This window comes from Rothia mucilaginosa (assembly GCF_901875305.1).
Taxonomy (GTDB): domain Bacteria; phylum Actinomycetota; class Actinomycetes; order Actinomycetales; family Micrococcaceae; genus Rothia.
The window spans coordinates 42,186-68,340 of record NZ_CABFLY010000006.1 but is presented as its reverse complement, the minus strand read 5'-3'; the positions used below and the strand labels follow the sequence as shown (position 1 = coordinate 68,340).

General features: G+C 63.7%; 19 protein-coding genes. 4 read left to right on the top strand and 15 right to left on the bottom strand.

What is annotated here, in order from left to right; all coding sequences use genetic code 11:
- The first annotated feature begins 197 nt into the window (after positions 1 to 197).
- The 3 genes from JX292_RS07580 (at position 198) to JX292_RS07570 (ending at position 5,570) form a co-directional block, all read left to right on the top strand.
- Complete coding sequence (locus JX292_RS07580; RefSeq protein WP_204863160.1) at positions 198 to 1,253, top strand: 3-oxoacyl-ACP synthase III; 1,056 nt, start codon at positions 198 to 200, stop codon at positions 1,251 to 1,253.
- A gap of 69 nt (positions 1,254 to 1,322) precedes the next feature.
- Positions 1,323 to 4,295, top strand: coding sequence for an alpha/beta fold hydrolase (locus JX292_RS07575; protein ID WP_204863159.1), 2,973 nt, complete (start codon positions 1,323 to 1,325; stop codon positions 4,293 to 4,295).
- Between the two features lie 33 nt (positions 4,296 to 4,328).
- Positions 4,329 to 5,570 carry an NAD-dependent epimerase/dehydratase family protein gene (locus tag JX292_RS07570; RefSeq protein WP_204863274.1) on the top strand — a complete coding sequence of 414 codons (1,242 nt, stop codon included), beginning with the start codon at positions 4,329 to 4,331 and terminating at the stop codon, positions 5,568 to 5,570.
- A gap of 177 nt (positions 5,571 to 5,747) precedes the next feature.
- On the opposite strand, the gene mutM is transcribed toward JX292_RS07570, so the two are convergent.
- The 14 genes from mutM to murA all read right to left on the bottom strand — a co-directional run bounded on the left by mutM (position 5,748) and on the right by murA (position 23,371).
- Positions 5,748 to 6,758, bottom strand: coding sequence for a bifunctional DNA-formamidopyrimidine glycosylase/DNA-(apurinic or apyrimidinic site) lyase (mutM, locus tag JX292_RS07565; RefSeq protein ID WP_204863158.1), 1,011 nt, complete (start codon positions 6,756 to 6,758; stop codon positions 5,748 to 5,750).
- Between the two features lie 40 nt (positions 6,759 to 6,798).
- A complete protein-coding gene (rnc, locus tag JX292_RS07560; protein WP_204863157.1) occupies positions 6,799 to 7,488 on the bottom strand; it encodes a ribonuclease III in 690 nt (229 codons plus the stop codon).
- Between the two features lie 15 nt (positions 7,489 to 7,503).
- Positions 7,504 to 7,707 (bottom strand): 50S ribosomal protein L32, encoded by a 204-nt coding sequence (gene rpmF / locus JX292_RS07555; RefSeq protein WP_005505656.1) that lies wholly within the window; start codon positions 7,705 to 7,707, stop codon positions 7,504 to 7,506.
- 30 nt (positions 7,708 to 7,737) lie between these two features.
- Positions 7,738 to 8,328 (bottom strand): YceD family protein, encoded by a 591-nt coding sequence (locus tag JX292_RS07550; RefSeq protein ID WP_239653695.1) that lies wholly within the window; start codon positions 8,326 to 8,328, stop codon positions 7,738 to 7,740.
- A 265-nt stretch (positions 8,329 to 8,593) separates the two neighbouring features.
- A complete protein-coding gene (gene coaD / locus JX292_RS07545) occupies positions 8,594 to 9,070 on the bottom strand; it encodes a pantetheine-phosphate adenylyltransferase (protein WP_204863155.1) in 477 nt (158 codons plus the stop codon).
- A gap of 137 nt (positions 9,071 to 9,207) precedes the next feature.
- On the bottom strand, positions 9,208 to 9,837 hold the full coding sequence (gene rsmD / locus JX292_RS07540; protein ID WP_204863153.1) for a 16S rRNA (guanine(966)-N(2))-methyltransferase RsmD: 630 nt from the start codon (positions 9,835 to 9,837) through the stop codon (positions 9,208 to 9,210).
- Positions 9,838 to 9,929: 92 nt separating this feature from the next.
- Positions 9,930 to 13,433 (bottom strand): ATP-dependent DNA helicase RecG, encoded by a 3,504-nt coding sequence (locus JX292_RS07535; RefSeq protein ID WP_204863151.1) that lies wholly within the window; start codon positions 13,431 to 13,433, stop codon positions 9,930 to 9,932.
- Complete coding sequence (locus JX292_RS09030) at positions 13,430 to 14,908, bottom strand: Dak phosphatase (RefSeq protein WP_239653694.1); 1,479 nt, start codon at positions 14,906 to 14,908, stop codon at positions 13,430 to 13,432. Before JX292_RS09030 ends, JX292_RS07535 begins: the two co-directional genes overlap by 4 nt.
- Positions 14,909 to 15,166: 258 nt before the next feature.
- Positions 15,167 to 16,351 (bottom strand): thiamine-phosphate kinase, encoded by a 1,185-nt coding sequence (locus JX292_RS07525; RefSeq protein ID WP_239653693.1) that lies wholly within the window; start codon positions 16,349 to 16,351, stop codon positions 15,167 to 15,169.
- 208 nt (positions 16,352 to 16,559) lie between these two features.
- Complete coding sequence (locus JX292_RS07520) at positions 16,560 to 18,017, bottom strand: hypothetical protein (RefSeq protein WP_204863146.1); 1,458 nt, start codon at positions 18,015 to 18,017, stop codon at positions 16,560 to 16,562.
- Between the two features lie 451 nt (positions 18,018 to 18,468).
- Positions 18,469 to 19,587: a D-alanine--D-alanine ligase family protein gene (locus tag JX292_RS07515; RefSeq protein WP_204863144.1), complete on the bottom strand. Its 1,119-nt coding sequence runs from the start codon at positions 19,585 to 19,587 to the stop codon at positions 18,469 to 18,471.
- Between the two features lie 266 nt (positions 19,588 to 19,853).
- Entirely contained in the window at positions 19,854 to 20,972 is a 1,119-nt protein-coding gene (locus JX292_RS07510; RefSeq protein WP_204863142.1) for an NAD(P)H-dependent glycerol-3-phosphate dehydrogenase, read from the bottom strand.
- Positions 20,973 to 21,080: 108 nt separating this feature from the next.
- Positions 21,081 to 21,938, bottom strand: coding sequence for a lysophospholipid acyltransferase family protein (locus JX292_RS07505; RefSeq protein ID WP_204863140.1), 858 nt, complete (start codon positions 21,936 to 21,938; stop codon positions 21,081 to 21,083).
- Positions 21,938 to 23,371: a UDP-N-acetylglucosamine 1-carboxyvinyltransferase gene (gene murA, locus JX292_RS07500; RefSeq protein WP_204863138.1), complete on the bottom strand. Its 1,434-nt coding sequence runs from the start codon at positions 23,369 to 23,371 to the stop codon at positions 21,938 to 21,940. Before murA ends, JX292_RS07505 begins: the two co-directional genes overlap by 1 nt.
- A 553-nt stretch (positions 23,372 to 23,924) precedes the next feature.
- Between murA and JX292_RS07495 the strand changes: the two genes are divergently transcribed.
- Positions 23,925 to 25,430, top strand: coding sequence for a transcriptional initiation protein Tat (locus JX292_RS07495; RefSeq protein ID WP_239653692.1), 1,506 nt, complete (start codon positions 23,925 to 23,927; stop codon positions 25,428 to 25,430).
- A gap of 112 nt (positions 25,431 to 25,542) precedes the next feature.
- Here the strand turns inward: JX292_RS07495 and leuD are convergent, their stop codons facing one another.
- Positions 25,543 to 26,136, bottom strand: coding sequence for a 3-isopropylmalate dehydratase small subunit (gene leuD, locus JX292_RS07490; RefSeq protein WP_204863136.1), 594 nt, complete (start codon positions 26,134 to 26,136; stop codon positions 25,543 to 25,545).
- Positions 26,137 to 26,155 lie beyond the last annotated feature (19 nt).

Sequence of the window (26,155 nt, the reverse complement as noted above, 5' to 3'; positions counted from 1 at the left end):
CCCTCTAGTGTACGCGGTGCGAGACCCACCCGGGGCTTACGCGCGCGGTGAACGGAGCCGCCCAGAACAGGAAATAGGTGGGGGTCTCCTCCGGGCCATGCGGTACATTGGAAGGAAGCATATAACATCTGCGGGGAAGCAGCACGCCTCCCCGCTTTTATGTATGCACCCACTGACTTCTACCTCAAAGGCCCACATTGTTGAATGCATCCGCCGCTAAGGTCGGCACCAACTCAGACATTCGCCACTCCAACGCTGCGCTGCTCTCCATCGCCCACGAGCTGCCTCCGGAAGTCGTCACGAGCGACTACTTCGATGAGCAGCTGGCCCAAACCTATAAGCGTCTGCGCATGCCGAAGGGTCTGCTGGAGCGTCTTGCCGGCATTAGCACTCGCCGCGGCTGGGCCGAGGGCCAGACCTTCGAGGACGGCGTTGTTGCCGCCGCCGAAAAGGCTATCGAACAGGCGGGTATTGACCGTAACCAGATTGGCCTGCTGATTAACGCTTCGGTGACTCGCGATAACTTTGAGCCCGCCGTTTCGGTAGGTGTGCACGACCGTCTGAATTTGCCGCGTCACGCCCTGAACTTCGATATTACGAACGCCTGCCTGGGCTTTGTGAACGCGATGACTGTCGCCTCCACCATGATTGATGCGGGCGCTATCGACTACGCCCTCATCGTGGCCGGCGAGGATCCCTCCCCGTGGCACCGTACCGCGGTGCGCATCCTGAATAACCCCGATTCGACCCGCGAGGATGTGCTGGCTCAGTTCGCAACCCTGACCCTCGGTTCGGGTGCGGCCGCGGCCGTGATTGGTCGCGCCGACCGTCACCCGGAGGGTCACCGCATCATCGGTTCTGTGTCTCGCGCAGGCACCGAACACCGCAACCTGTGCATCGGCGGCGAGGCCGATCAGGGCATGAACACTGATGCTGAGGGCCTGCTTAAGCACGGCCTGGAGCTGGTGGCACAGGCCTGGGAGCAGGCGCATCAGGACGGCTGGGAGTGGAACGACATGACCTCCTACGTGACTCACCAGATTTCGAACGCCCACACGAACGCCATTATTGAGGCAGTCGGCATTAAGCGTGAGCGTATCCCCATGACTTTCCCGAAGTGGGGCAATGTGGCTGCGGCGGCTCTGCCGATGACTCTCGCCGAGTGCGCCCCGACCTACAAGGAAGGCGACCGTATTCTGTGCATGGGTGTGGGTTCTGGCCTGAACACTGCCCTGCTTGAGATTCAGTGGTAGCCCGTTAGCCGGCAGCCCGTTAGCTTTTGCGGTAGACATTCACCGATTCGATCCGGAAGGATTCCCAGCATGCGCCATTTGAACTTCCCTAAGACCCAGCCGCCGTATAACCCGGAGGAATGGGCGGGCGTGAACCCGCGCTACTCCCACCTTCTGGAGGTGCCCACCACCGCCCCCATTGAGCTGCGGGCGCAACAGGCTGGCGCGCGCCGCTGGCACTACCTGGATAACCTTCCGGTGCTGGTCGAGCAGGGTTTGGAGCCGATTGGCACGATTCTGTGCGTGCACGGTAACCCGACCTGGTCGTACCTGTGGCGTACCGTGCTGGATGCGGGCGTGAACGAGCGCGCGCCGTGGCGTGTGGTGGCGGTTGATCAGATTGATATGGGTTATTCGGAGCGCACCCACCTGGATTTGGAGGGTGAGCGCCGCACCCTGACCGACCGTATCGCTGACCTGGGAGACTTCACGAAGGCGCTCGGTCTGGATGAGACCGATAAGCCGGTCGTGACTCTCGCCCATGACTGGGGTGGCTTGGTGTCCTTTGGTTGGGCGCTGGAGCATCGTGAGATCCTTTCAGGCGTGATGCTGACGAACACTGCGGTCTATCATGACGGCATTGAGAATATCCCGGCCGCCCTGCGCCTGGCGTTGGGTGTGCATCAGTGGGGTACCCACGATTCGACCGCGTTTATTGATGTGACCCTGGGTCTGGCTCAGAATGAGGGCCGCCTGCCCGCGCCGGGTTCTGCCGGTGCCGGGGCGATTGATGGCGCCCTGCCGCAGCCGGTGGGCAAGCAGCCTAAGCGCCTGTACCCGAGCCCGCTGAACGAGGCGATTTACCGCACCTACCGCGCCCCCTACGCCCACCCGGCCTGGCGCGAGGGCGTGCGCAACTTTGTGGGCGACATTCCGACCGGCACCGACGTGCCCTCTTACGCGCCCATGCAGCGCATCGCCGAGCAGATTCGCAACCTGGATGTGCCCGCGTTCTTCCAGTGGGGCACGAAGGACCCGGTGTTCCAGCGCCGCTACCTTTTCGATTTGATGGAGCGCATGCCGCAGGCGAAGGTGCACCGCTACGAGAAGGCCTCGCACCTGGTGGCCGAGGATTACGATATCGCCGCGCCGATTATGTCCTGGCTCGCACAGACCTTCGGAACCCGCGGCGAGGACGGTTCCCTGGTTCCGGCGCGCAACACTGAGGCGGAACATCGTGCCGCCCGTGCACACCGCCACGGGCTGATGCAGGGTAGTGAAACGTTCCGCCCCATGCTTGCGGCCCTCACCGAACGCGCCCATGACGCCTCCACCGCCGTGGTGGACATGGACCCCAAGGGTGACGGAACCTCCGTGTCCGTGACCCTGACCTGGGCCGAGCTGAACCAGCAGGTCAACGCCACCGCGACCCGCCTGCACGCCCTGGGTGTGCGCCCGGGCGACCGTGTGAACCTGATGGTGCCTCCGGGTGCCCGCCTGACCACCCTGATTTACGCCTGTATGAAGCTGGGCGCGGTCATTGTGGTGGCTGATACCGGCCTGGGTCTGCCGGGCCTGACTCGCGCGTTGAAGGGCGCTAACCCGAGCTTCCTCATCGGTATTCCCGCCGCGCTGACCGCCGCCCGCACCCTGCTGTGGCCGGGCAAGCGTATCTCTGTGGAGCCGTTGGGTTCGGTGCAGGAGAAGCTATTGGGCGTTGCCGGTTCGGTGTTTACCGCGCCCGCCGCCGATGATACTCCGGGTGCGCCGGTGCCCACTCCGACCGTGGTGGAGTTCCCCTCCCCCGTGCCGGATGCTGATGCGGCGGTGCTGTACACCTCCGGTTCGACCGGCCCGGCGAAGGGCGTGGTGTACACGCAGCGTCAGCTGGCGGGTATGCGCGATGCCATTGCGAACACGTACGGTTTTGCGCCCGGTAGCGGTCTGGTGGCTGGCTTCGCGCCGTTTGCGCTGTTGGGCCCGGCGCTGGGTGCTACCAGCGTGACCCCGACGATGGATGTGACCCGTCCGAAGACCCTGACGGCCTCCGCCCTGGCCTCCGCCGCGGCGGCTATTGATGCGTCGGTCGTGTTCGCTTCCCCCGCCGCTCTGGTGAATGTGGTGGCGACCGCCGACGAGCTGAACGCTGAGCAACGTGCGGCGTTGGCTAAGGTTCAGACGGTTCTGAGCGCTGGTGCGCCGATTCCCGTGCCCCTACTGGAGGCGCTCTCCGCCCTGGTGCCGAACGCCTCCCTGCACACCCCGTACGGCATGACCGAGGGTCTGCCGGTGACCGATGTGTCCTTCGAGATGATTCGCCAGGCGATTGCTGAGGGCACCCCGAATGCGGCCGGTGAGGTACTTGACCCGTTCGCCCGTGACGGCGTGTGCGTTGGTTTTGCGGTGTACGGCGCGGCGGTGGCTATTGCCCCGCTGCTGCAGGATGGTTCGGTGGCGGTTGAGCTGACCCATGAGCCGGGTGTGACCGGTGAGATTCTGGTGTCGGCGCCGCATGTGAAGGACCGCTACGACACCCTATGGGTGACTGAGGAGCAGTCTATTAGTACTCCGGGTTGGCATCATACCGGTGACGTCGGACACCTGGATGCTTCGGGTCGCTTGTGGGTTGAGGGTCGTCTCGCCCACGTGCTGCTGACTTCGCAGGGCGTGTTGACCCCGGTTGCGGCTGAGCAGTCCGCCGAGTCGCTGCCCGAGGTGCGCCGCGCTGCCCTGGTTGCGGTGGGTCCCGCCGGTACTGCCGCCCCGGTGCTGGTCATTGAGGCTTCCGCAAATACTGCCGCGTTGGAGGCGCGCCAGTCGGCATCCGCGTTCAAGCGTGCTCTGCTCAATCGCGTGCCCGGCGCTCACCGCTTCCCCGTTGCAGAAGGTGTGGCGCCCTTCGAGCTGTCGCAGCTGGTGCGTCAGAAGGTTGCCGAGGATACCGGCGTGGAGCTTGCCGCGGTGCTGGTGGTGCACGAGCATCCGACCGATATTCGCCATAATTCGAAGATTGACCGCCCCGCCCTGGGTGAGTGGGCGGCTAAGGTCCTCGCGGGGGCGTAAGCGCCTGCCGGATCCCTAAGTCTAAGGAGTATGATGTCCCCTCATTCTTCGCGTGAGTCCTCTTCCCACGAGCCTGCATCCAACCTGTCTGCGCCCCGCCTATCGACTGCGCATGCGGTGACTTCCCCGACGGCTCGGTTCCGCAAGCCTGCGCAGCCGCTGACGGCACGCTACAGCGACCCTGCCCCGCGCTCCCTGCGCGCCGTCGAGGAGTCGGACTTCGCGCCGCGCATTGGCGAACGAATCCTCTTCACGGGTGCCTCGGGCCTGCTGGGTCGTGAGAGTGTGCTGGCGTTGTTGCGTGCCGGTTATGATGTGCGCGTTTTTCAGCGCGGCGACTCGGGCATCGCGGCTCTGCTGCCCGATTCGATTCGCCCCCGTTTTGAGCAGGTACGCGGCGACATCAGGCACGAAAAGGTCGTCGACGAAGCCATGACCGGCGTGGACGGCGTGGTGCACGCCGCCGCGAAGGTTTCGGTCAGCGGCGAGTGGGCCGATTACGAGCGCATCAATATTGGCGGAACCCGCGTCATGCTGCAGGCCGCGGTGAACCATTCGGTGCGTACCTTCCTGTACATTTCTTCGCCCTCGGTGGCTCATGCCGGTGCGGCGATTGTGGGTGACGGTGCCGGCGAAGCTTCCCCGGAGCACGCGCGCGGTAACTATGCGCGTTCAAAGGCTGCCGCCGAGCTGCTGGTCCTGGAGGCGAACGGCACGCTCCTGCCCGACGGCGGGGTTATGCACACCGGCGCGTTGCGCCCGCACCTAATGTGGGGCCCAGGCGATACGCAGCTGGTGGAGCGCATCCTGGAGCGTTCCGCTGCGGGTCGCTTGCCGTTGCTTTCGGGCGGTACGGGCCTGATTGACACGCTCTACATTGATAACGCCGCGGATGCGCTGGTGCGCGGTTATCAGCGCCTCGACGCTTTTGCGGGCAAGGCACTGGTGGTGACGAACGGCCAGCCGCGCACTATCGCCGAGTTGCTGGGTGGTTTCTGTGAGGCGGTGGGCGTTCCGGCCCCGCGTTTCTCGGTTCCGGCGAAGGTTGCGGCCCTGGCCGGTCGCGTGATTGAGCGCGTGTGGGAGCGCCTGCCGAAGAACGTGACCGCCGGCGATGAGCCGCCTATGACGGAGTTCCTGGCCGAACAGCTCTCGACCGCGCACTGGTTCGATCAGCGCCGCACCCGTGAGCTGCTGCAGTGGGAGCCTTCCGTGTCGATTGAGGAGGGCTACGAGCGCCTGGGCTTGTTCTACGGGGACAGGTACAGCCGCTAAGCTGCTTCTTTTCGGGTTGGCTCCCCGCCCTTTTCCTAACCCAAGGTTTAAACGAATGACGGCGTAGCTACATCCCCCGTGTGGGAGGAACGTAGCTACGCCGTCATTTGTGTATCTGGCGTGATGCTTTACGGAGCCTTTATCTAGCCCGCGCTTTTACCTAGCCCGCGCCTATGCCTATCGAGAGCGCGGCGCCCGCTGGCAGTGCGGGCAACGATAGGACGAACGGTTCTGGAACGGCTCTCGCACGATGAGGGAGGTGCGGCCCGCCTCCGCGCAACGGTGGCAGGGCTCCCCGGCACGCCCGTAGGCGTTTAGCGAGCGCTCAAAGTAGCCGGACTCGCCCAGCACATTCACGTACAGGGCGTCGAAGCTTGTACCGCCAGCCGCCAGGGACTCGCGCAACACCTGCGTGACCGCCTCCAGCAGGTCGCGGGTCTGCGCGACGCTCAGGGTGCGTGCCGGCTTCGCGTAGTGCAACCGCGCACGCCACAGCGCCTCGTCGGCGTAGATATTGCCCACGCCCGAAATGACCGACTGATCCAGCAGTACCTTCTTAATACCGCTGGAGGTGCGCAGGAACTTGCGGCGCACCGCCGCGGGGTCGAAGAACTCATCCAGCGGGTCGCGGGCGATGTGCTTGACCGCCTGCGGCACGAGGAAACGCTCAGGTACGGCACTTCCATCAGAGGCTACTTCACCCGCCGCCGCGGGGACGTCCGGCACGAGCGAGCTGAGGAACATGCCGCCAAAGATACGCTGGTCCACGAAGAGTAGCCGCTGCCCAGCGCCCGACGCGCTACAGGTAGCTCCCACCGGTCCCAGTTCTAGCGCCACGCGCAGGTGTCGCGGCTCCACCTCAAATGCCGCGCGAGCCTCCGAATCGTTGCCAGAATCTTCACTCGGCTCGTCGCGCACGAGCAGCTGACCGCTCATGCCCAGGTGCACCACGAGCGCCTCCTCAGCAAGCGTGCCGTCCGGCTCGCTCAGGGTCAGCCACAGGTACTTGCCGCGCCGGTAGGCACCGCGCAGCGCCCTGCCGGTGAGCGCCGCCTCGAAGTGGGCGGGACCTGGCAGGTGCCTGCGCAGCGAACGGGCATCGACCACGCGCACCGCCCGCACGGGGCGGCCCACAGAGTGTTCGGCAATGCCTTCGCGAACGGTTTCTACCTCGGGCAGTTCGGGCACGACTCTCTCCCTTCAACAGTCCGCGGATGAGGATACGGGCCTAGACCAGCACGCGGTAGGCCTGCTCCGCGGCCAGGCGCTCCGCTTCCTTCTTGCTAGGGCCCACCCCGGTGCCCGTCTTCTGGTTCGCCACGATTGCGACCGCGGTGTACACGCGCGCGTGGTCGGGGCCTTCACCGGTGACCTCATAGCTGACCTCTCCCCAGCCGCGGGCGGTGGCGAGGTTCAGCAGGTCGGTCTTCCAATCGCGCCCAGAGTTCAGCACCTTCTCATCATCGAGCAGCGGAGCAATCAGGCGCAGAACCAGCTCGCGAGCCGCCTCACGACCGCATTGCAGGTAGGTCAGGCCGAAGATTGCCTCCATCGTGTCCGCCAGGATCGAATCCTTATCCGCGCCACCGGTGTGCAGCTCACCCTTACCAAGCCGGATGTGACGGCCCAGGTCCAGGTCACGAGCCACCTTCGCCAGCGCCACGGTGGATACCACCACGTGGTGCAGCTTCACGAGCTCACCCTCGGGCAGCTCGGGGTAGCGGCGGTACACCTCCTCGGCGATGGCCAGGGAGAGCACGGAGTCGCCCAGGAACTCCAGGCGCTCGTTATGCTCCACTCCGGGGTTCTCGAAGGCGTAGGAGCGGTGGGTTAGGGATAGCAAAAACGTCTCGGCGTCGATATCGACCCCGAGACGTTTACGCAACTCCCTAGTATCAACACTAGGAAATTCAGTCATAAGGATTCACCGCTCTTAGGCGTCTGCAACCTTACGGCCCTTGTACTCCAGGAACAGGGCGTTGCCTGCAGCGTCGGTTACAACCTTTGCCTGGTGGGGCAGGCTGTAGGTCACGCGACCGTTCTCGACGGTCTTAACCAGCTGGGGCACGGATGCCTTCCACTGGGAACGGCGTGCGCGGGTGTTAGCGCGGGACATCTTGCGCTTGGGAACAGCCACAGCTATCTCACAATCTCTAGTAACAACAATTTAGTTTTCGGTATCTGCGCCAAGCAGGCCCTGCAGGGCCGACCAGCGCGGATCCAACACCTCGTGATGATGCCCGGGGTCATCCTCCAGGCGCGCACCGCAATCGGCGCACAGACCCTGGCAGGTGTCCCTACAAACAGGCTGGAACGGCAGTTGAAGGATTACTGCGTCCCGCAGAGCCGGTTCAAGGTCGATCGAATCATCCTCAACGGCGTACTGCTCATCTACTTCATCTTCGGGGCCGCCAGCCGGGGCCTTCTCAAAGACGAAAAGCTCTTGAATATTGGCCGACATCTCGTAATCAATCGGATCCAAGCAGAGGCTACACTCGCCGTGTACATCCACGACAACGGAACCGGTAACTAGGATACCATCAACAACAGACTCCATACGAATATCGAGGTCAATATCCGAACCCTCTTCCACGCCGATGAGCGCGTTGCCCAGATCGGCCGGTGCAGGCACGACCTCGGTGTGGGTTTCCATGGTGCCGGGGCGGTGAATCAGGTTAGTAACCGATACCACCAGCGGCGATGCGTCTGCACGTGAAATGGCGTTTCTCCTTACGAAATATATAAACCAAAGTCCCATTTTAGGGGTCATTCGCGCCGTTAATCAAGATTATGCACCCTTTAAATCTTGTTAAGTGGCGCTCACCTCTTAAATATCCCCTTAAGGAGGCGCCGCGCGGCATTGAATCGGCCGGTCGGGGCCACCCCAGAGATAGTTAAGCGCCCGGTCGGCGGTGCGGGTTGCCTGGTTAACGGTAGTTTGCCTTGTCGGTGGGTATGTCGGGCGCGTCGGGCGCGTCGGGTGAGTGCACCCCAGGTGTGCGCCCGGGTTGATGAGGCGTTTTCTAGGCGTTTTTCAATGCGCGGGCGACCGCCTCCGGCACGAAGGGAGTCACGTCACCACCCAGCGACGCCACCTCACGAATAATCGTGGACGACACCGCACCGTAGCGGTCCTCACCCGCTAAGAACACCGTCTCAACCTGCGCCAGGTGGCGGTTCATACTCGCCATCGGAGCCTCATAACTATAGTCCGTCGCCGAACGCAGACCCTTCACCAGCACCTTCGCGCCACGCTCCTCCGCGTACTCGGCAAGCAGCACGCCCGGCGGAATCGGCTCCACACCCACACCCTCAACGCCGAGCTCCTGCAGGGACTCACGCACCAGCTCCACGCGCTCCTCCAGGGAGAAACGGTACTTCTTGGAGCTATTGTGCGCCACGCCCACAATCACCTCGTCAAAGAGCTGAGCGGCGCGGGCAATAATTTCCAAATGGCCGTAGTGCACGGGGTCAAAAGATCCGGGGCAGAGGGCAATCATGGCGGTCCCTTCACGAATAAATATCAGAGGTTGGAATGACTAGATGCGGCTAGGAGGTTAGAGGCAGTCGAGCGCGCGGGGGATGCGCGAGCGCAGGCTTAGGGCGGCGAGATTTGGTGTGAGATTAGGCGGCAATCTTAAGCAGCGCGCTCTTCAGTGCCTTCACCGGACTCGTCGCCCGTCTGTTCCTCCACCTCGTCAGGCTCCACGTAGTAGAGCACCGTCTCGCCGTGCTGACGGGTCGAAAAACAGTACAGGCCCTCGCCCCACACCGGCTCGGGGTCGCGCGAAGAACGTTCCACCACGACCACGGCGCCCGGTGCAAGCTTGGGGGTCAGCGCCCGCATGAGCTCGCACACCTGCTCGTTCGGCACGGCGTAGGGCGGGTCAATAAACACCAGATCCCACGGACCGGAAGCGGACTGCACGTAGGTCAGCGCCTGAGACTGCTGCACGCGCGCCGCAGAACCGGTAGCGTTACGGCCCATTGCCTTCTGCACCGCCTCGACGTTGCGACGAATCACCGCAACCGCCTTCGGGTACGTATCCAGCAGAGTCACCGAGGCGGCACCGCGAGAAAGCGCCTCGCACCCCAGCGCACCCGAACCACCGAAAGCGTCCAGCACGCGGGCGCCACGAATAATGTCGTAGCTCTCCAGCTTGGAGAAGAGGGATTCCTTCACCCGGTCGGTGGTGGGGCGAGTATTATCCCCCGGCACCGAGGCCAGGCGCACGCCTCCGGCGGCACCGGCAATAATGCGGCTCATAGGGTCTCTCCTCTAAAAGTAGTTAACTAGCGTAGCGGCGGTGTAGTGCAGTTACGGTTTGGGCGGGCAGGGAGTTCTCCCCCGTTGGGCGCTTATCCCCTGCCGAGGAACGCCTCACGGTCAGCATCCAGGGCACGGTCAATCGTACGTGCCAAAGACGGATGCTTAGCCAGCGTCGGGTCTTTCTCCACCACCGAGCGGGCATCCTCACGGGCACGCTCAATAATGTCGGCATCGGCGAGCGCCCGCAAGAACCGCAGGGTGCTCTTCGAGCCCGATTGTGCAGCACCCAGAATATCACCCTCACGGCGCTGGGCCAGGTCGATGCGGGAAAGCTCAAAGCCGTCCGTGGTGGAAGCGACCGCATCCAGACGCTCGCGGGACACGCCACCTTCCTCCTGGCGGGTCACCAGCAGGCAGGTGCCCGCGTAGCCGCCACGACCCACACGACCGCGCAGCTGGTGCAAGCCCGAGATACCGAAACGGTCCGCGTCCATGATGATCATGAGCGTGGCGTTCGGGACATTCACGCCCACCTCGATGACGGTGGTGCTGATGAGCAGGTCAATTTCACCGCGCTCGAAAGCGGTCATGACGGCGGTCTTCTCCGCCGGATCCATGCGGCCGTGCAGGGTTCCGATGCGCACCCCGACAAGGGCGTCCTCCGCGCTCAGATAGGCGTGCATGGAGGCCACGGAGGTCAGCTGAACCTTGCCGTCACTGCTGGCGCTACCGCCCTGACCGAAATAGCCCTGGGCAGAGTTGCCCACACCGGTTCCTGCACCGTTGAGGCTGGATGCGCCAAAGAACGCGGCGCCCTCCTCCAGGCTGTCGCCCTCCTCCCCAATTTTGGGCACGACAACATACACCTGGTGGCCCGCATCGATTTCTTCGCGGGCGCGCCTCCACAGCCGGGACGCCCAAGCGGGCTTTTCGGCCAGGGGCACCACGTGGGTTGAAATCTTCTGGCGGCCGGCGGGCAGGGTGTCGAGCACGGACACGTCCAGGTCGCCAAATACGGTCATGGCGACGGTGCGCGGAATGGGTGTTGCGGTCATGACCAGGCGGTGCGGCAGGGCGCCGTCGGTGCCGCGCAGGCCGTCGCGCTGTTCCACGCCGAAGCGGTGCTGCTCGTCCACGACGACCAGGCCCAGGTCATTGAAACGCACGTCGTTGGAGAGCAGGGCGTGGGTGCCAATCACGATTTGCGCGGTGCCGTCGGCAAGCTCCTTCAGCACCTGCCGCTTGGCACGGGTGCCCATGGAGGCAGTCAGTAGGCGCACACGCACGCGGCCGGGTTCCTCTCCGCTCCCCGCTGGGCTTCCCTCGGCGTAACCGTCGGCAGATTCGGCAACATCAGAGCCTTCGGGTGCCGCCATATCCCCCAGAATGTCCAGCACCGAACGCAGGTGCTGCTCGGCGAGCACCTCGGTCGGGGCGAGCATCGCGGACTGGCCGCCCGCATCGGCCACCTGCAGCATGGCGCGCAGGGCCACCACGGTCTTACCGGAACCCACATCACCTTGCAGCAGGCGGTTCATGGGCGATTCGCTCGCAAGGTCGGCGGCAATCTCAGCCCCCACTTTCTGTTGCCCCTCGGTCAGCTCGTAGGGCAGAACCTGAAGCAGCCGATCGGCCAGGCCACCCTCCACAGCGGGGCGAGGCTGGGTCAGGTGCGCGGCACGCACCGAATGCAGGCGCGCCAGGGCGCTCTGCAACACGAAGGCTTCACGGTAGCGCATCTGAGCCTGCGCGGCGCGCCAGGTGTCCTCGGTGTCGGGGGTGTGCAGGGCGCGGTACGTCCACTCCAGGGACGGCACCTTGCGGGCGCGACGAATCGTGTAGGGCACCGGGTCTTCAAGCTCTTTGAGCGGAACCTTTTCGAGCAGCTGCGCCATGTAGCCGCTGATGCGGTCGGTGGGCAGCTTCACGGGGGCGCGGTAGACGGGCACGGGGGCGGTGGCGGCGTCGGTGACATCCGCGCCGGAGGCGTCCTTCGAGAGCAGGGCGTAGTGCGGGTTGGTGAGCGTGTACTCGCCGCGGTAGATGCCGACTTTCCCGGAGAACATCATGGTTTCACCCTCATGGATTTCGCGGGCGGCGGTCCAGGCGTTGAAGAAGGAGAGCTTCATCTGCGAGCCAATAAGAGCCCCCGTGCCTGGGTTCATGCTTGGGCTGGGCGCGGGCACACCAAAGAGTCCTCCCTGCGCGAAGCCATCCTGTGCAAAACCATCCTGGCCGTAACTGTCTGCGTAGCCGCTATAGGAGGCGGGCTGCGCTCCCCTGCCCTGCGCAGGGTTCTGCGCACCGGGGTTCCGCGTGGCATGAGCGAGCGCGTTAATGCGCGGGTTGTGTATCCCGGTTGCCTGCCAATTCTGTGCGGGTGTTGCAGAGGAACCGGGGCGGTTAGCGCGCCCGGGCACCACGGATACAGGACCAGCGGCACCAAAACCGGCAGCCCCAAAACCTGCGGGTGCATCCTGCCCGGTGGCGTCTGCGAGCCGGTCGGTGATGGTCACTTCCGTGATTTTGCCGCGGCGCGCCGCCATGGTTCGAGTACTCACGTGCACCACGCGGGCGATGATGGTGACGTCCTGGCCCTCAACGAGTTCGGCGAAGGAGCTGAGCTCACCGCGCGGCAGGTACTTGCGCGGGAAGTATTCGAGCATTTCCCCGACGGTTTCCAGGCCCAGGTGCGTGGCGATGGCCTTGGCACTGGGTGCGGGCAGGTACTTTTTGAGCGGCGCGTTCTCGAGGCTGTCTTCGGCCGCGTAGCGCGCCAGGGCGCGACTTTTGGCCTCCGCAGCAATTGATGCGACGGTCGGTTTCTCAGCCGCAACCTTCTCAGCGGTTGCCTTCTTTGCGGAAGCTTTCTGGGCGGGCGCTTTCTTTGCGGGAGCAGTCTTCTTCGCTACGACCTTTTTAGGTGCAGTCTTTTTGAGTGCAAGCTTTTCAGCTTCCGCCTCGGGCGCGCTCTTCTTCGGCGCAGGCTTCTGCTCGCCCCCTTCGCTCGCCTTCGCTACCTTTTGCGGGCGCGCCGAAATATCCCGCGTAGTAGTTTCGCTCTCCTGCGGGCTTGGTTCCTTCTGAGCAGGTTCCTTCTGAGCTGTTTTCTTCCGAGCGGGTGCTTTCCGGACAGGTTCCCCCGGCAGATGTGATTCCGGCTGAGTAGCCTGCCGCGCCGCCAACGCAATGTCGACCAGCTCGTAGAGAGCGTCGTCGGTCATGGTGTGCGCGGCGGGCCCCAGCGAATGTTTGAGCGCCTTGAGCGCCTTTCGGTAGGGCGCGCTGGTTCGGCGCGCGGCCCGCTCGCTCAGCTCCTCGCGGCTCACCTCGCCGCGGGCGAAAGCGGCAAGGTCGCGCACGGTCAGTTCGGCTGTGGTGCGCAGCTGCTCATCGCTGAGAAGGGCAGCCCGGTGCTCCTTCTTTTGAGGCTCGGTAGGTTTGGCGGGCGCGGCGGGTTTAGCGGATTCAGCCGTTTCGGCGGGCACAACAGTCCCGGCGGATTCTGCGGGCGTTGCGGGTTCAGCCCCGAAAAGGCCCAGGTCCAGGGCCTCCTGTTCGGGGCTGTGCTTCGGGGTACGGCGCGGGCTCATCCGCAGGCCTCCGCGTGGTGCCCGTCTGCGAGCGAGGAGATGCGCTCGTCCGACCACTCCCCGTAGGAGGTCACGAGTTGGCGGGCCGGCTCCACCTCGGGCACGTGCACGTGCACAGCCCAGAGGCCGGCGGCCATGTCCAGAGGCGTGATGAGCAGGCTATCGCCTATGCCCTCCAGTTCTAGGCGTAGCTGCGCCATCCCGAGGGGTTCACAGCGCAGGGTGCCCATGAGCTCCCAGCCGCTTTCCCTTTCCTCGGCGGGAGTCCCCGTGCCCGTTTCGGTGGTGTTCGGCGCGGGTGCCGCGGAGGCGGGGGTCAGCATACCCCGGACCTCTTCTTCATTCAGGGTTGCGCCCTCCCAACGCGGGTTGGCGTGCACGACAGCCAGGTAGAAGCCGAGGGCGCCGGCGTCCACGCTTCCGGCCAGGTGCGGTGCGGGCGGGTACTCGGCGGTGCGTTCCAGGGCCCTCAGCATGGCGGCGCGGCGGGCACGGTTCAGAGGAGCTTCCGCGCCCTCGACATCCACCCCGTCGACGTCCTCCCCCTCGGAGCCATCCGCCCCGTTCGCTCCGGGATTGCCGGCTTCGGGCTCATCAACGCCGGGTTCGCCTGTACCGTGCGCCGGCTCGTCGGGGGCGTTCTCCCTCTCGGGCACACGGTAGTACAGGTCCAGGCTGGCCAGCTCCATCATGACGGACAGCATCGTGGAGGGCACCATCTGCTCCCCCACGCTCGCGCGCACACGCTCGGCGGCGCAGGCCATGGCGCGGGCCTCGGCCACCGCGTAGTCAAAACCGCGGAGCCCCTCGGAGCCCTCACCTCCCGAGGCGGCCGCGTGAGCCGCGCGCACCCGCTCCTCATCCCGAGCGAGGGCGCTCAGCAGCGGTAGCTTCTCGGCCTCCGGCCCCAGCTCCTGGGTAAGGTTGCCAGGCAGATCCCAGTAGCTGCGCACGGCTTCCAGTCCCCAGGCACAGAGTAACGTTCCGGAGTTACCGCGGGCCATCCGCGAGGCGCTCACGATGGCGCGCTCGTAGATTCCGCCCAGGCGCACCCACAGGTGGGCCAGCCCGGGCACGGTACCGTCTTCGCGGTCCGCGGGGTCCTCGAAGAGGAGCTCCTCCATGCCCCGGTCGAATTCCTCGGTGAGCGTGCGCAGGGTGTGGGCCAGGTTCGACCCGGTATCGTGGTCGGGCACGGGAAAGCCGTTAAGCTCGTTGAGGGGCTCACGATAGTGATCCACCACGGCGCGGGCGCTCGCGGACCAGGCGATACCGAACCGGTAGGCTCGCATGCAGGCACGGCGGTACACCTCGCGGGCCTCGCGCAGTGAGTCGTTGCGTTCGGGATTGCTCGGCGCAGAAGCACGCTGAGCGGCGGTCTTCAATCCCTTGTTCAATCCCTTGGAGCAGGCGGCGCCGCTGGGACCGGTCCCGACGGGCTGAGCGCCCCGCGAGTCTTCACGTTCTGTCCTCATGCTCCCCTCCTGCTTTTCCGGTTTCTGCCGTTTCTGTGGGCCCATGCGCCTGCGTGCACCAGGGCCAGCCAGGGCTAGTCCGCGCCACGGCTCATTACGGTAACCCCCAGGTCGGCGGGTGGGCGCAGTCTTTGTGCCCGAACCCCACCTCCTGCTTCGTATTTCTATTCTAATAGAATTTTCGATTAAATGTACGGTATTTGCTGCGGAATCCGAGAACCCGCAGGGCCCGGATCGGGCCAGGCTCCGTAGATTGCGCTAGGCTCCGTAGTGCTCCCAGCCCAACTCACTCAGGGGCGCGCCGTCCATGAGCACGGAACCGGCCGCAAGCGTCCCACGATGCCCCGCACCGTAGTGCCCGCCAGCCAGAGGGTCCGCGCTGTGGGCTCGGCCCGCGCGATCCACGCGGCACGATCCCAGAATCGTAAAGCCCTCGGGCACCTCAGCGGGAAAGGCCGCCAGCAGGCCGTGATCCTCTCCCCCGCCGAGTACGAAAGCCCTTGCTAGGGAGGCGGGGCTCTCGGCTCCCTCATTGCGTTCGACGATGGTCAGCAGCAAGCGAGCCACGGGTAGCAGGGGTGCGGCGAGCGCGTCCACGGCGGCCTCATCCAGGTGAATCTGCACGTTGGATGCGCGGGCAATTCGCCCCGCGTCCTTAACGAGTCCGTCAGAGACGTCCAGCATGGCGTTTGCTCCTGCATCGCGCGCCACCTCACCGAAAGGTACCGGGCTGACGGGGCGCATCTGGGCGTCGATCGCGCGTTCGCAGGCCTCGAGCATTTCGGTAGCTTCGGCGCTATTCAAGGTTCCCACGAGGTCTAATAGCCCCTCGGATAGGGGGATTTCAGGCAGTGGGTCGTGGGATAGCCCGCCATTCGCAATGCCCTTTAGGAGCACCAGGGCGGGGCGGGACAGCGGGTTGAGGAGCAGGCGCACCCCGGCGTCGGCCCAGCCGGTACGCCCAGCCAGCGCGAGTGTGTCACCAGCCTGCGCGCCGGAGCGTAGCACGGGCCGATCAGTGCGCCCCAGGGCGGTGACGGTTACCGAAATCTCGGAGGAGGCACCCATGTCTCCTCCGGCAATTGCGCAGTCTTCGGCCCCGCAGGCGTGCACACCGTCCACGAGCCCTCGGGCGAAGTCTTCAACCCAGCCGTAGGGGGTCTCACCCGGCAGGCTCAGGGAGACGAAGAGACTCACTGGCCGCGCACCCATGGCGGCGACGTCGGCTAGGTTTTGTGTGGCCGACTTGCGACCGACCTCGTACCCGCTACTGCGGGTTCCATCGAAACCTCCGGGCCAGGGGTCCATGAAGTCTTGGTCTTGCACGAGAGTATCGGTGGTGACCACGGTCCGCTCAGTCGAGGGGGCCAGTACGGCGCAGTCGTCTCCGGGCCCTACTTCGAGCGCTTCGGTGCGCCCCGATGCACGGAGTGCATTGGCCACTCGTTCGTTATGGGCCTCGATGATGGGCATGAAGGCGCGCAGAACGCGGGACTCTCCCAGCTGCGCGAGAGGTGTCTCGCGTGTGGGATGGTCCCGCGTTTCATGAGATGTTTGAGGATTCACACCCTTAATTATCGCGTATTCTGCGCTACGCGTTAGCTCGCGGCCACTTTTCTCACAAGGGAGAACGATGGCCTGTTCGGGAGGCTTAGCTTCCCTGGCTGAAGTAGCGGATTGCCAAGGCAATCAGCACAATGCCGATGAGCGAGAAGAGAATCAGCGGTGCAATGCCGGACAGACCCGAATCGTCTGCGTCGGCGTTCTTCACGGCCTGTTCCTGCGAGGCGTTCGCACCGTCAGCCTTGGTCACGCTCTTGGCGGAGCGGCTGGCGGTAGCAGACGCGGAGGAGCTGGGCGACTTCGAAGCCGCTGCCGAGCTGGGCGATTTCGAGGGGCTGGCCTCTGTGGTTCGGTCGTCCTCAGATTTATTGCGTGAGAGGTAACCGGCCACCCAATCGGCCGCACCGGGAATCGAATCCTGCGAACCATTGTTCGCGGCGATGCGTCCCAGTGTCGTAGAGCCGGCGGGCAGAGGATCTTCGTCGGTATCGCCACTCGGATCAGGCTTTGCGGCCCCCTTCGATGCGGAGGTCGGCGGGGTGATCGGGCGCGCTACCTCGATGGAGATAACGGTATCCTCTTGACGCCTGGTCGGTGCGATAATCTCACGACCCACCGAAGGTGCCGGCGCTACGGGGTCCGTCTCCGGAGGGGCTACAGGCTGGCTGGTGTTGTCTTTGGGATCATCAGAAATCACGGGTATGACGGGAACCATCGGATCCTGAGAAGTGCCCTTCGTGGGTTCCTGAGTGGGCGCGGGAACAACCGGCTGTTGCGTGGGCTCCTTGGAAGGCTCGGGGGCGGGCTCCGGTGTGGGGTCCTGAGTAGGCTCGGGGGTCGGATCTTGAGTCGGCTCAGGGGTGGGGTCCTGAGTAGGCTCAGGGGTGGGGTCCTGGGTCGGTTCCGGAGTGGGGTCCGCGCTCTTGGAGGGTTCCGGAGTAGGCTCAGGGGTCGGATCCTGGGTAGGTTCCGGGGTGGGGTCCTGGGTCGGTTCCGGAGTAGGGTCCGTGCTCTTGGAAGGTTCCGGAGTCGGCTCAGGGGTCGGATCCTGAGTCGGTTCCGGGGTCGGCTCAGCGCTCTTTGAAGGCTCGGGCGTGGGCTCGGCGGTCTTGGAGGGCTCGGGCGTGGGCTCGGCACTCTTTGAAGGCTCGGGAGTAGGGTCTGCCGTCTTGGAAGGCTCCGGAGTCGGCTCGGCGGTCTTCGAAGGTTCCGGAGTAGCCTCCTTAGTCGGTTCAGCACTCTCAGACAACTCAGTCTTTGGCTGGGCATCAGAAGTAGCGCGAGGAGATGCCTCAGCATCGGCCGTCGCGGAAGAAGTAGCGTTGGTGGTAGGCCACGCACTCACCGTAGCTAGGGTAGGAACTGCCGCCTGCGAATGTTCGTCAACGGCGGGATTTAAGGTTTGATCTGCGGCGTTTTCGGGGTGCACCGGTACCCGGGCAGCGTCCTGTATATCCTGCGCAAACGAGGCTACAAAGGGGCTTCCGGAAGCAACCAGTGCTGTCGCCAGACTCGCAGAGACCACCTTACGGTTTCGTTTTCCCAAAGGTTGTCCTTGACTTTCTGATATATCGTGAGTGAATAGGTATCCCATCAGCTAGCGACGGAATACCATCAGTTATTCTACCGAATTGGCGGAGACTTTCACGTTCATCTTACCGCTTTTAGGCATGTCTTCGAGGCATGTTATAGATTTTTATACCCGCTCATACGGACTTATTATCTATTACAAGCATTGCGTTCACTGGTGAGAAACTTTGCGTTACCCCTAATCGGTATACATCCTCATTGTGGCAATTCACAAAGACACTCTCACAGTATAAACCCTCAGTGATTTTTCACACCAGAGAAATTAGAATATCTCTCGCGCATTCCCGAGAGTCTCCCCGGCCTTCCCAGCCAGTAAAACACGGCAAAACAGAGGGCATATGCAAGCGGAGGCGCACCGTACAGCAGAAGACACCATACGGCGCACCCCCCCCACAGCGAACGCAAATCTAGCGCAGACCCAGAGGACGTTCCATCGCCAGGGTCAACAGCTCGCTAATCAGGTCGGTGTAGGAAATACCGGTGTTCTCCCACATGGTCTTATACATCGAAATTGGGGTAAAGCCGGGCATGGTGTTCACCTCGTTGATGACCAGGCGGCCATCCTCAGTGTAGAAGAAGTCCGCACGCGACAGACCCTCACCGTCCAGCGCCAGGAACGCCTTGACCGCCAGTTCGCGCAGGCGCTCCTGCACATCCTGCGGCAGGTTTGCCGGGCACACGGTCACAGCGGAAGACTCAGAAACGTACTTCGCCTCAAAATCGTAGAAACCGTGATCCTGATCCACGACCTCAATCTCGCCGGGGTACGATGCGCGCGGCATCTCGCCGTGGTGGCCGTCCAGCACGGCGCACTCAATCTCGCGGCCCACAATACCGGCCTCAACGATAATCTTCGGGTCGTGGCGGCGAGCCTCCTCAATGGCGGGCACGAGCTCCTCCACCGAATCCACCTTGGTAATACCGAAAGAAGAACCGGCGCGGGTCGGCTTGACGAACAGGGGGAAGCCCAACTTCAGCACGCGCTCCAGAATCTGCTCACGGTCCTCGTGCTCCCACTGGCGGTTGGTGACGACCTCATAGGGGCCGACCTCCAGGCCAGCGGATTCGAACGCAACCTTCATGAAGTGCTTATCCATACCCATGGCCGAGGCGGTCACACCGCAACCCACATAGTGCAGGTCAGCCATCTCCAGCAGACCCTGTACAGTACCATCCTCACCAAAGGGGCCGTGTAGCAGCGGGAAAACAACATCCACCGGCGCGGTGCGGGTAACGTTACCCTCAGCATCCACCAGGGTCAGGCGGGAATCGCCAGCACCCAAAGGCAGGAACACCTGCTGGGTGCCCGCAGGGAACTCCGCGGTACCGCGAGTGCCGGCGGTCAGCTCGGCGAGCTGCTGCTCATCAGTCAGGTACCAGCGGCCGTCACGGGTAATACCGATAGTGATGACGTCGTAGGCGGTGCGGTCAATAGCGCCCAGCACGCCAGCGGCGGTAATGAGCGAAATGGGGTGCTCAGAGGAGCGGCCACCGCACAGCAGGGCGACGGTCTTCTTCTCGGTCATGTGTTTCTCCTAGTCAGTGTTCCTCTTACCGCGGGCGAACCTTATCGCGGGCGGAAGGACGGAACGGTGAAGCGTCGGTTGAGACGTTACGGGGTGAACGTCAAACGTGCAAATACCGCCGCGACTCCCCGGCCATTGTATGCCCGAAGGTCGCAACGGTATCCGTCGTTGGATGCAAATCTTTTTTTCTAGTATGTCCGCGCGGAGGGCCCGCGCGCAAGGGGTCGAGCAAGGGGTCGAACGGCCCGGCCCGCCGGCCCGGCCCCCTAATGCCCCTCGTGCTTGAGGCGGCGGCCCAGCAGCAACGGGGCGAGATTCTCAATACTGATGCGGCCCGAAAGCACCGCCACCACCGCCTCCACGATGGGCATCTCTACACCGTGACGGCGAGCCAACTCAGCCACCACAGGAGCCGACTTAATCGACTCAGCCGTCTGGCTCATATGCTCGTGCAGGCGGGAAGGCGCAATACCCTCGGCCAGCAGACGGCCGGCCGTGTGGTTACGAGACAGCGGCGAGGAGCAGGTAGCAATCAAATCGCCCATACCGGCCAGGCCGCTCATCGTCGCAGCCTCACCACCCAGCACCACCGCCAGGCGGGTGATTTCCGCCAGGCCACGCGTCATGATGGAGGCCTTTGAATTATCGCCGTAGTTGCGCCCCTCGCAGATACCCACGCAGAGAGCAATCACGTTCTTCACCAGACCACCGATTTCGGTGCCAACTACGTCAGTATTGGTGTACGGGCGGAAATAGCCGCAGGCGACGACGCGAGCCACCGCCTCAGCTACCGGCATGGTGCGGGCCGCCACTACCGAAGCAGTCGGCTCCTCCCCCATAATCTCGGTGGCCAGGTTCGGACCCGACAGCACGCACACGCGATGCGGGATGTGCCCAATCGCCCGCACATTCGCGCCGCGCATCGCCAGGGCTTCCTCCAGCTCCTCGGTAATGACCTGCGACATGCGCAAACCCGTGCCGGTCTCCAGGCCCTTAGCCAGAGAGACCAGCAGCGCCTCCGGCTTAATGAAGCGGGCGTAGTTCTGCAACTGCGAGCGCAGTACCTGCGCCGGCAGAGCCAGGACTACCAGGTCTGCACCGCTCAGGGCCGACGCCGCGTCCGCGGTGAAGTGCAGGTTATCGGGAAGCTTAATACCCGGGAAGTAGCGAGAGTTCTCGCGGGTGCGTTCACACTCGGCCATGGCCTGCTCGTCGCGACCAATAAGAGTCACGCGAGTATCATCACCGCGCTCGTGAGCAGCATCCGCCGCGATTTTGGCGAAGGCTGTACCCCAGCTACCCGCACCAAGAATCGCAATGGATTCCACGGTAGGTGAAGGGGCGAACTCGGAGCTCGGTGCCGGGGTTCGTCCAAAGAAACTCATGGGAACCTGTCTCTCTCGCACTCCCTTGCGGATGCGGGGCGCGGGCGTTGGTGTGGCTGGTAGGGGGTGGCGGCAAGCCAGAGTTACGTGAGCGGCCGGATCGAAGGTTTACTTTGCGTCCGGTTCGCCGAGTGCACCGCCGACCGGGCCCGAAGGGGTTCCGGGGGCTTCACGGCGCTTGGCGCGCGGGTTCCAGCGACCCTCGGGGGCCTTCTCACCGCGAATCTCCTCGAGCTCGGCGGTGATGGCGTCCAGCATCGCGTCGGTCACTACGCCAAGCTCGGTGCGGGTGTGCTTCGCCTCGGGGCTGGGGTCAGCCACGAGGGAGGCAATATCGAGAGCCGGGCCTACCTTCACGCGCACGGTCTTACGGGGGAAAAGCGAAATCTTGCGCTTCTCCTTCACGCGGCCGTCTTCACCGGGCTCGTCCACGTAGCCGAGGATCTGCTCGTCACCCCAGTGCGCCACCGGGTAGACGGGCGCACCGGTGGACAGGGCCAGGCGAGCCGCGCCGGTACGCGCCTGCATGGGCCACAGCTGCGGGTCGTGGGTGGTGGTGCCCTCGGGGAAAATCACGACGGCACCGCCAGCCTCCACGACCTTGCGCGCGGTAATCAACGACTTGCGGGCGTCCACCGAGCCACGAACCACGGGAATGTGCGCAAGTTTGCGCATGATGTAGCCGAGCACGGGGGCGCGGAAGAGCGAGTCCTTCGCCAAGAAGCGCGGCAGGGCGCCATTGACGAACGCGGGGAAAGCCACGGTGACCGGGTCGAGCTCGGTCGTGTGGTTGGCAACGATGATGTACCCACCGTTCCTCGGCAGGTTTTCGCGGCCGGTAATTTCGATGTGGGCAATGAGCTTGTACACTCCGCGTGCGGCGTTACCGAGCACCTTGTAGAGCGCATCACCGTAGGCGGTGGGTTCAATCTCCGGCAGTGCCTTCTTTCCCTGCTGACCGCTCATTAGCCCTGAACCTCAACTTCCTCGGGTTCCACCACGACAATGGCGGCGTCCGGCTTGGGGGCCTTAGTGGTTTTGCGCTCAAGCACCTCGAAGTTAGCGCCCAGGTTCTTGAGCTTCTGCTCAAAGTTCTCGTAGCCGCGGGCGATCAGCTCAACACCGCTCACGTGGGAAGTACCCTTAGCGGTTAGCGCCGCAATGATGTGGGAGAAGCCGCCGCGCAGGTCGGGGACCTCAATATCGGCGCCGGTCAGCGGGGTGGGGCCGGAAATGATGGCGGAGTGGCCGTAGCCCTTACCCTCAAAGCGGCAGGGTGCGCCACCCACGCAATCGCGCATCACCACAATATCCGCACCCATCTGCTTGAGGGCGTTGGTGAAGCCGAAGCGTTCCTCGTACACGGTCTCGTGCACGATGGAAGCACCCTTTGCCTGGGTCAAGGCCACAACGAGCGGCTGCTGCCAGTCGGTCATGAAGCCGGGGTGTACGTTGGTTTCGAAGACGATAGGCTTAAGCTCCGCGCCGGGGGTGCGGCGTGCGGGGTGGGTGAAGCGGATACCCTCGTCGGTCACCTCGTACAGGCCACCCATCTTACGGAACTGGTTCAGGAACGCGGTCATATCCTTCTGAGCGGCACCGCGCACGAAAATATCGCCGCCGGTGGCCAGAGCCGCGGAGGCCCAGGAAGCGGACTCATTGCGATCGGGCAGGGAGGTGTGATCGTAGCCGGTCAGCTCGTCCACACCCTCGATCACGATGGTGCGGTCCTCGTTGATGAAGATAATAGCGCCCATCTTCTGCAGCACAGCGATGAGGTCAATAATCTCGGGCTCAATCGCGGCATTGCGCAGAACGGTCTTACCCTTAGCGCGCACACCGGTGAGCAGAACCTGCTCGGTAGCGCCCACGGAGGGGTAGTTCAGCACAATCTCAGCGCCCTTCAAACCATCCTTAGGCACAATCAGAGTGGTGCCGGTCTCGTCGTCCTTCTCGACGACGGCGCCGAACTTACGCAGAGCAGCCATGTGGTAGTCAATGGGGCGGTCACCAATCTTGCAACCACCCAGGTTAGGAATACGTGCGGTACCGAGAGTATGCAGCAGCGGGCCCACCATCAGAATCGGGATGCGCGAGTTACCGCCGAAAAGCTGAATCTCCTCCGCGTTCTTGGCCGCGGTGAAGGCGTCCTGCGCGGGGTTGAGGGTGAGAACACCAGACTCGGGGTCATAGTCAACCTTGGCGCCGTGTAGCTCGACCAGGGTGGTCACAATCTCCACGTCGCTCAGGTCGGGGACGTTGCGCAGGGTCGAGGGCGTCGAACCGTGCAGCGCTGCGACCATCGCCTTGGGCACCAGGTTCTTGGCGCCGCGTACATGGACCTCACCGACGAGCGGAGTACCACCTTCGATGCGAAGCTTGCTGATGTTCTCAGTCATTAAAAATCCTTTGGAGCGTCGGTCGGTGCGACCCGAACCGGAAAACCATGTGTAACTGCGCCGTCGTTATGTACGTGCCGTGCCTTCAAAAACGAAGTCAAAACGGGCGCATATATTCATCATTATTCTAAGCCCCCGGGTAAAGGTGCTCAAAACAAGGGAAGGGCGTTCAGCCGTAGCATACTACTCACCATGCGGCGCAGACATCACGAAGATACGGCGGCTACGTCTGCTTCGTCCCCCGCCCACTAGGATGCCCAAAATGGCCTATCACGCGAGTGTCAGAGCAGAGACGCCAGAGCAGATGGTAGGGTGCTCGACGCATAGCGAATATCCGAAGTGGCGGCACCTTACTCAAAAACGCCCGCGAAAAACACAGGAAAAAATAAATTAACATACCCAAAAATTCACTGCACTGCAAATACACAGGGGATTTGAGCTAAATATATCGTCGAAAACCCTAAGTATCACCCAGAACTTGAACCTCACGCACATTTAAGCCCTACAATAACGTGCGCAACCGCACCAGCGTGTTCCACACCGAAAGAACCCCATGAAATACAATCACACATCACAAAACACCGCACATCACACCGATTCCCGAACCACCGGAACTCGACCCGCCGCATCGCCGAAGATGTCGCGCCGCAACCTCGTCCGAGGAGCCGCCTGGAGCACCCCGGCCATCCTCGCCAGCTCCACCGTTCCGGCATGGGCAGCCAGCCCCGAGCCCCACTGCTCCCCCGCATTCTCCCTCAAACCCGTAGCCACCGGCTACGACGACGCCAAGGGCGCCTACAGCGAATGGATCGTTCCGCAGGGCACCGGCCGCGTACGTTTCGACCTGACCGGCGGCGCTGGCGGAGCCACCTCCTCCTTCACCCCCGCATACCTCGCCCGGGAGACAGACTCCTACCTCATCGGCGGCGGCGCGGGCGCCCAGCTCAGCGGCATCCTGAAGGTCTCGGAGGGCGATATTCTGCGCGTCTGGGCCGGCAACGGCGGCGTCGGTGCCCCCTCCGGAACCCACCCGGCACTCGGAGGCGGCGGCTACGCGGCGGGCGGCGACTCCACCGGCTCCAGCACACAGGTCGGCGAAGCCCAGACCCCCAAAAGCACCTCCGGCATCGTCTACGGCGCCTCCGGCGGCGGCTCCTCCGCCATCGAATTGGTCCACAACGGCACCGTCACCGTAGTAGCCGTAGCCGGCGCCGGCGGAGGAGGCGCACAGTTCGCAACCCTCGCAAGCTACACCACGGTTTTTGAGAAAGCCCCCAACGATCAGCTCAACCCGGCCATGCGTATCGCCGCAGACGGCGCCGGCACTGCCATTGGCGGCGGCAACGCCGGGGCCGACGCAAGTCAAGACAACGACGGCCAGGGCGGCATGCTCATGGCGCGCCCCTACCAGGCCATCCACCCCATCACCATCGGGGATCAAGACATAGACCTGCGCATCAGCGTCACCGGAGGCACCCAGGGCCGCGCGGGCGTACCCGGCACGACCGGAGAAGCCCTCCTCGGTGTACTCGGTGCCGACCGACAGCTCACCTTCAAGGACATGACGACCCCGTGGTTCGAGAACATTGAGTTCCCGCCCTACTACAGCTACGATGGCGACTCCATCATCACCGGCCTCAAAGGCACCGGAGGCTCCGACGCAACCTCCGGCTACAAGGGACGAGGCGGTTCGGGCGCCCTCATCACCCACGAACAGGACAAGTACACCCTAACCAGCATCGCCTCAGGTGGTGGCGCCGGATACGGCGGAGGCGGCGCAGCCCTGAACCTCTGGACGACCGCCAGCTACTTTGAAGACATCTTCGGCCGTCAGGTGCAATTCAGCGAGGGAGAGAACATCACCTCCATCACCGCAATAAGCGGCGGAGGCGGCGCTGGCGGCAGCTACATCAACCACGAGCTGGTGAGCGACTTCAGCCTGTCCACCGCGAAGAACGCCAACTCGCAGGTAGGCGTGCGCTCCCCCGGCTCGGTGCAGCTGTACACCTGCTCGGAGAACGCATCCCTCGCCTCCCCCATCACGGGAGAGGCCGCCTAGCGTTATTCAGCGGTATTCCACACACATCACAAAAGCTCGGGGCGGTCACCATGACGGTGACCGCCCCGAGCTTTGAGCTACCGACGCTCTCGCGGTAGCGAAGTAGTGGCGTTTAGAGCTCCTGGGTGCGCGGCATCCAGGAGGGGCGCTTCGCCTCGTACGCCTCAATGGCGTCGAGGTTCTGCAGGGTCAGGCCGATGTCGTCCAGGCCCTCCATGAGGCGCCAGCGCACGTAGTCGTCAATCTCGAAGGGAACGACCAGCGCGCCCACGGTCACGGTCTTCGACTCCAGGTCAACCGTGATTTCGGTGCCGGGCTCGTGCTCCAGAGCCTTCCAGATCAGCTCGATGTCGTCCTGGGCGACCTGCGCGGTCACCAGGCCCTGCTTACCCGAGTTGCCACGGAAAATATCCGCAAAACGGGCCGAGATAACGACCTTGAAGCCGTAGTCGCGCAACGCCCACACGGCGTGCTCACGCGAGGAACCGGTACCAAAGTCCGGGCCGGCCACCAGAACGCTACCGTGCTTATAGGGCTCCTGATTCAGAATGAACTCGGGGTCCTTACGCCAGTTGGCGAAGAGCGCGTCGTCGAAGCCGGTCTTGGTCACTCGCTTGAGGTAGACCGCGGGGATAATCTGGTCAGTATCAACATTCGAAGAACGCAGCGGTACGCCGATACCGGTGTGCTTAATAATGGGTTCCATAATGGCTCTCCTTTATAGC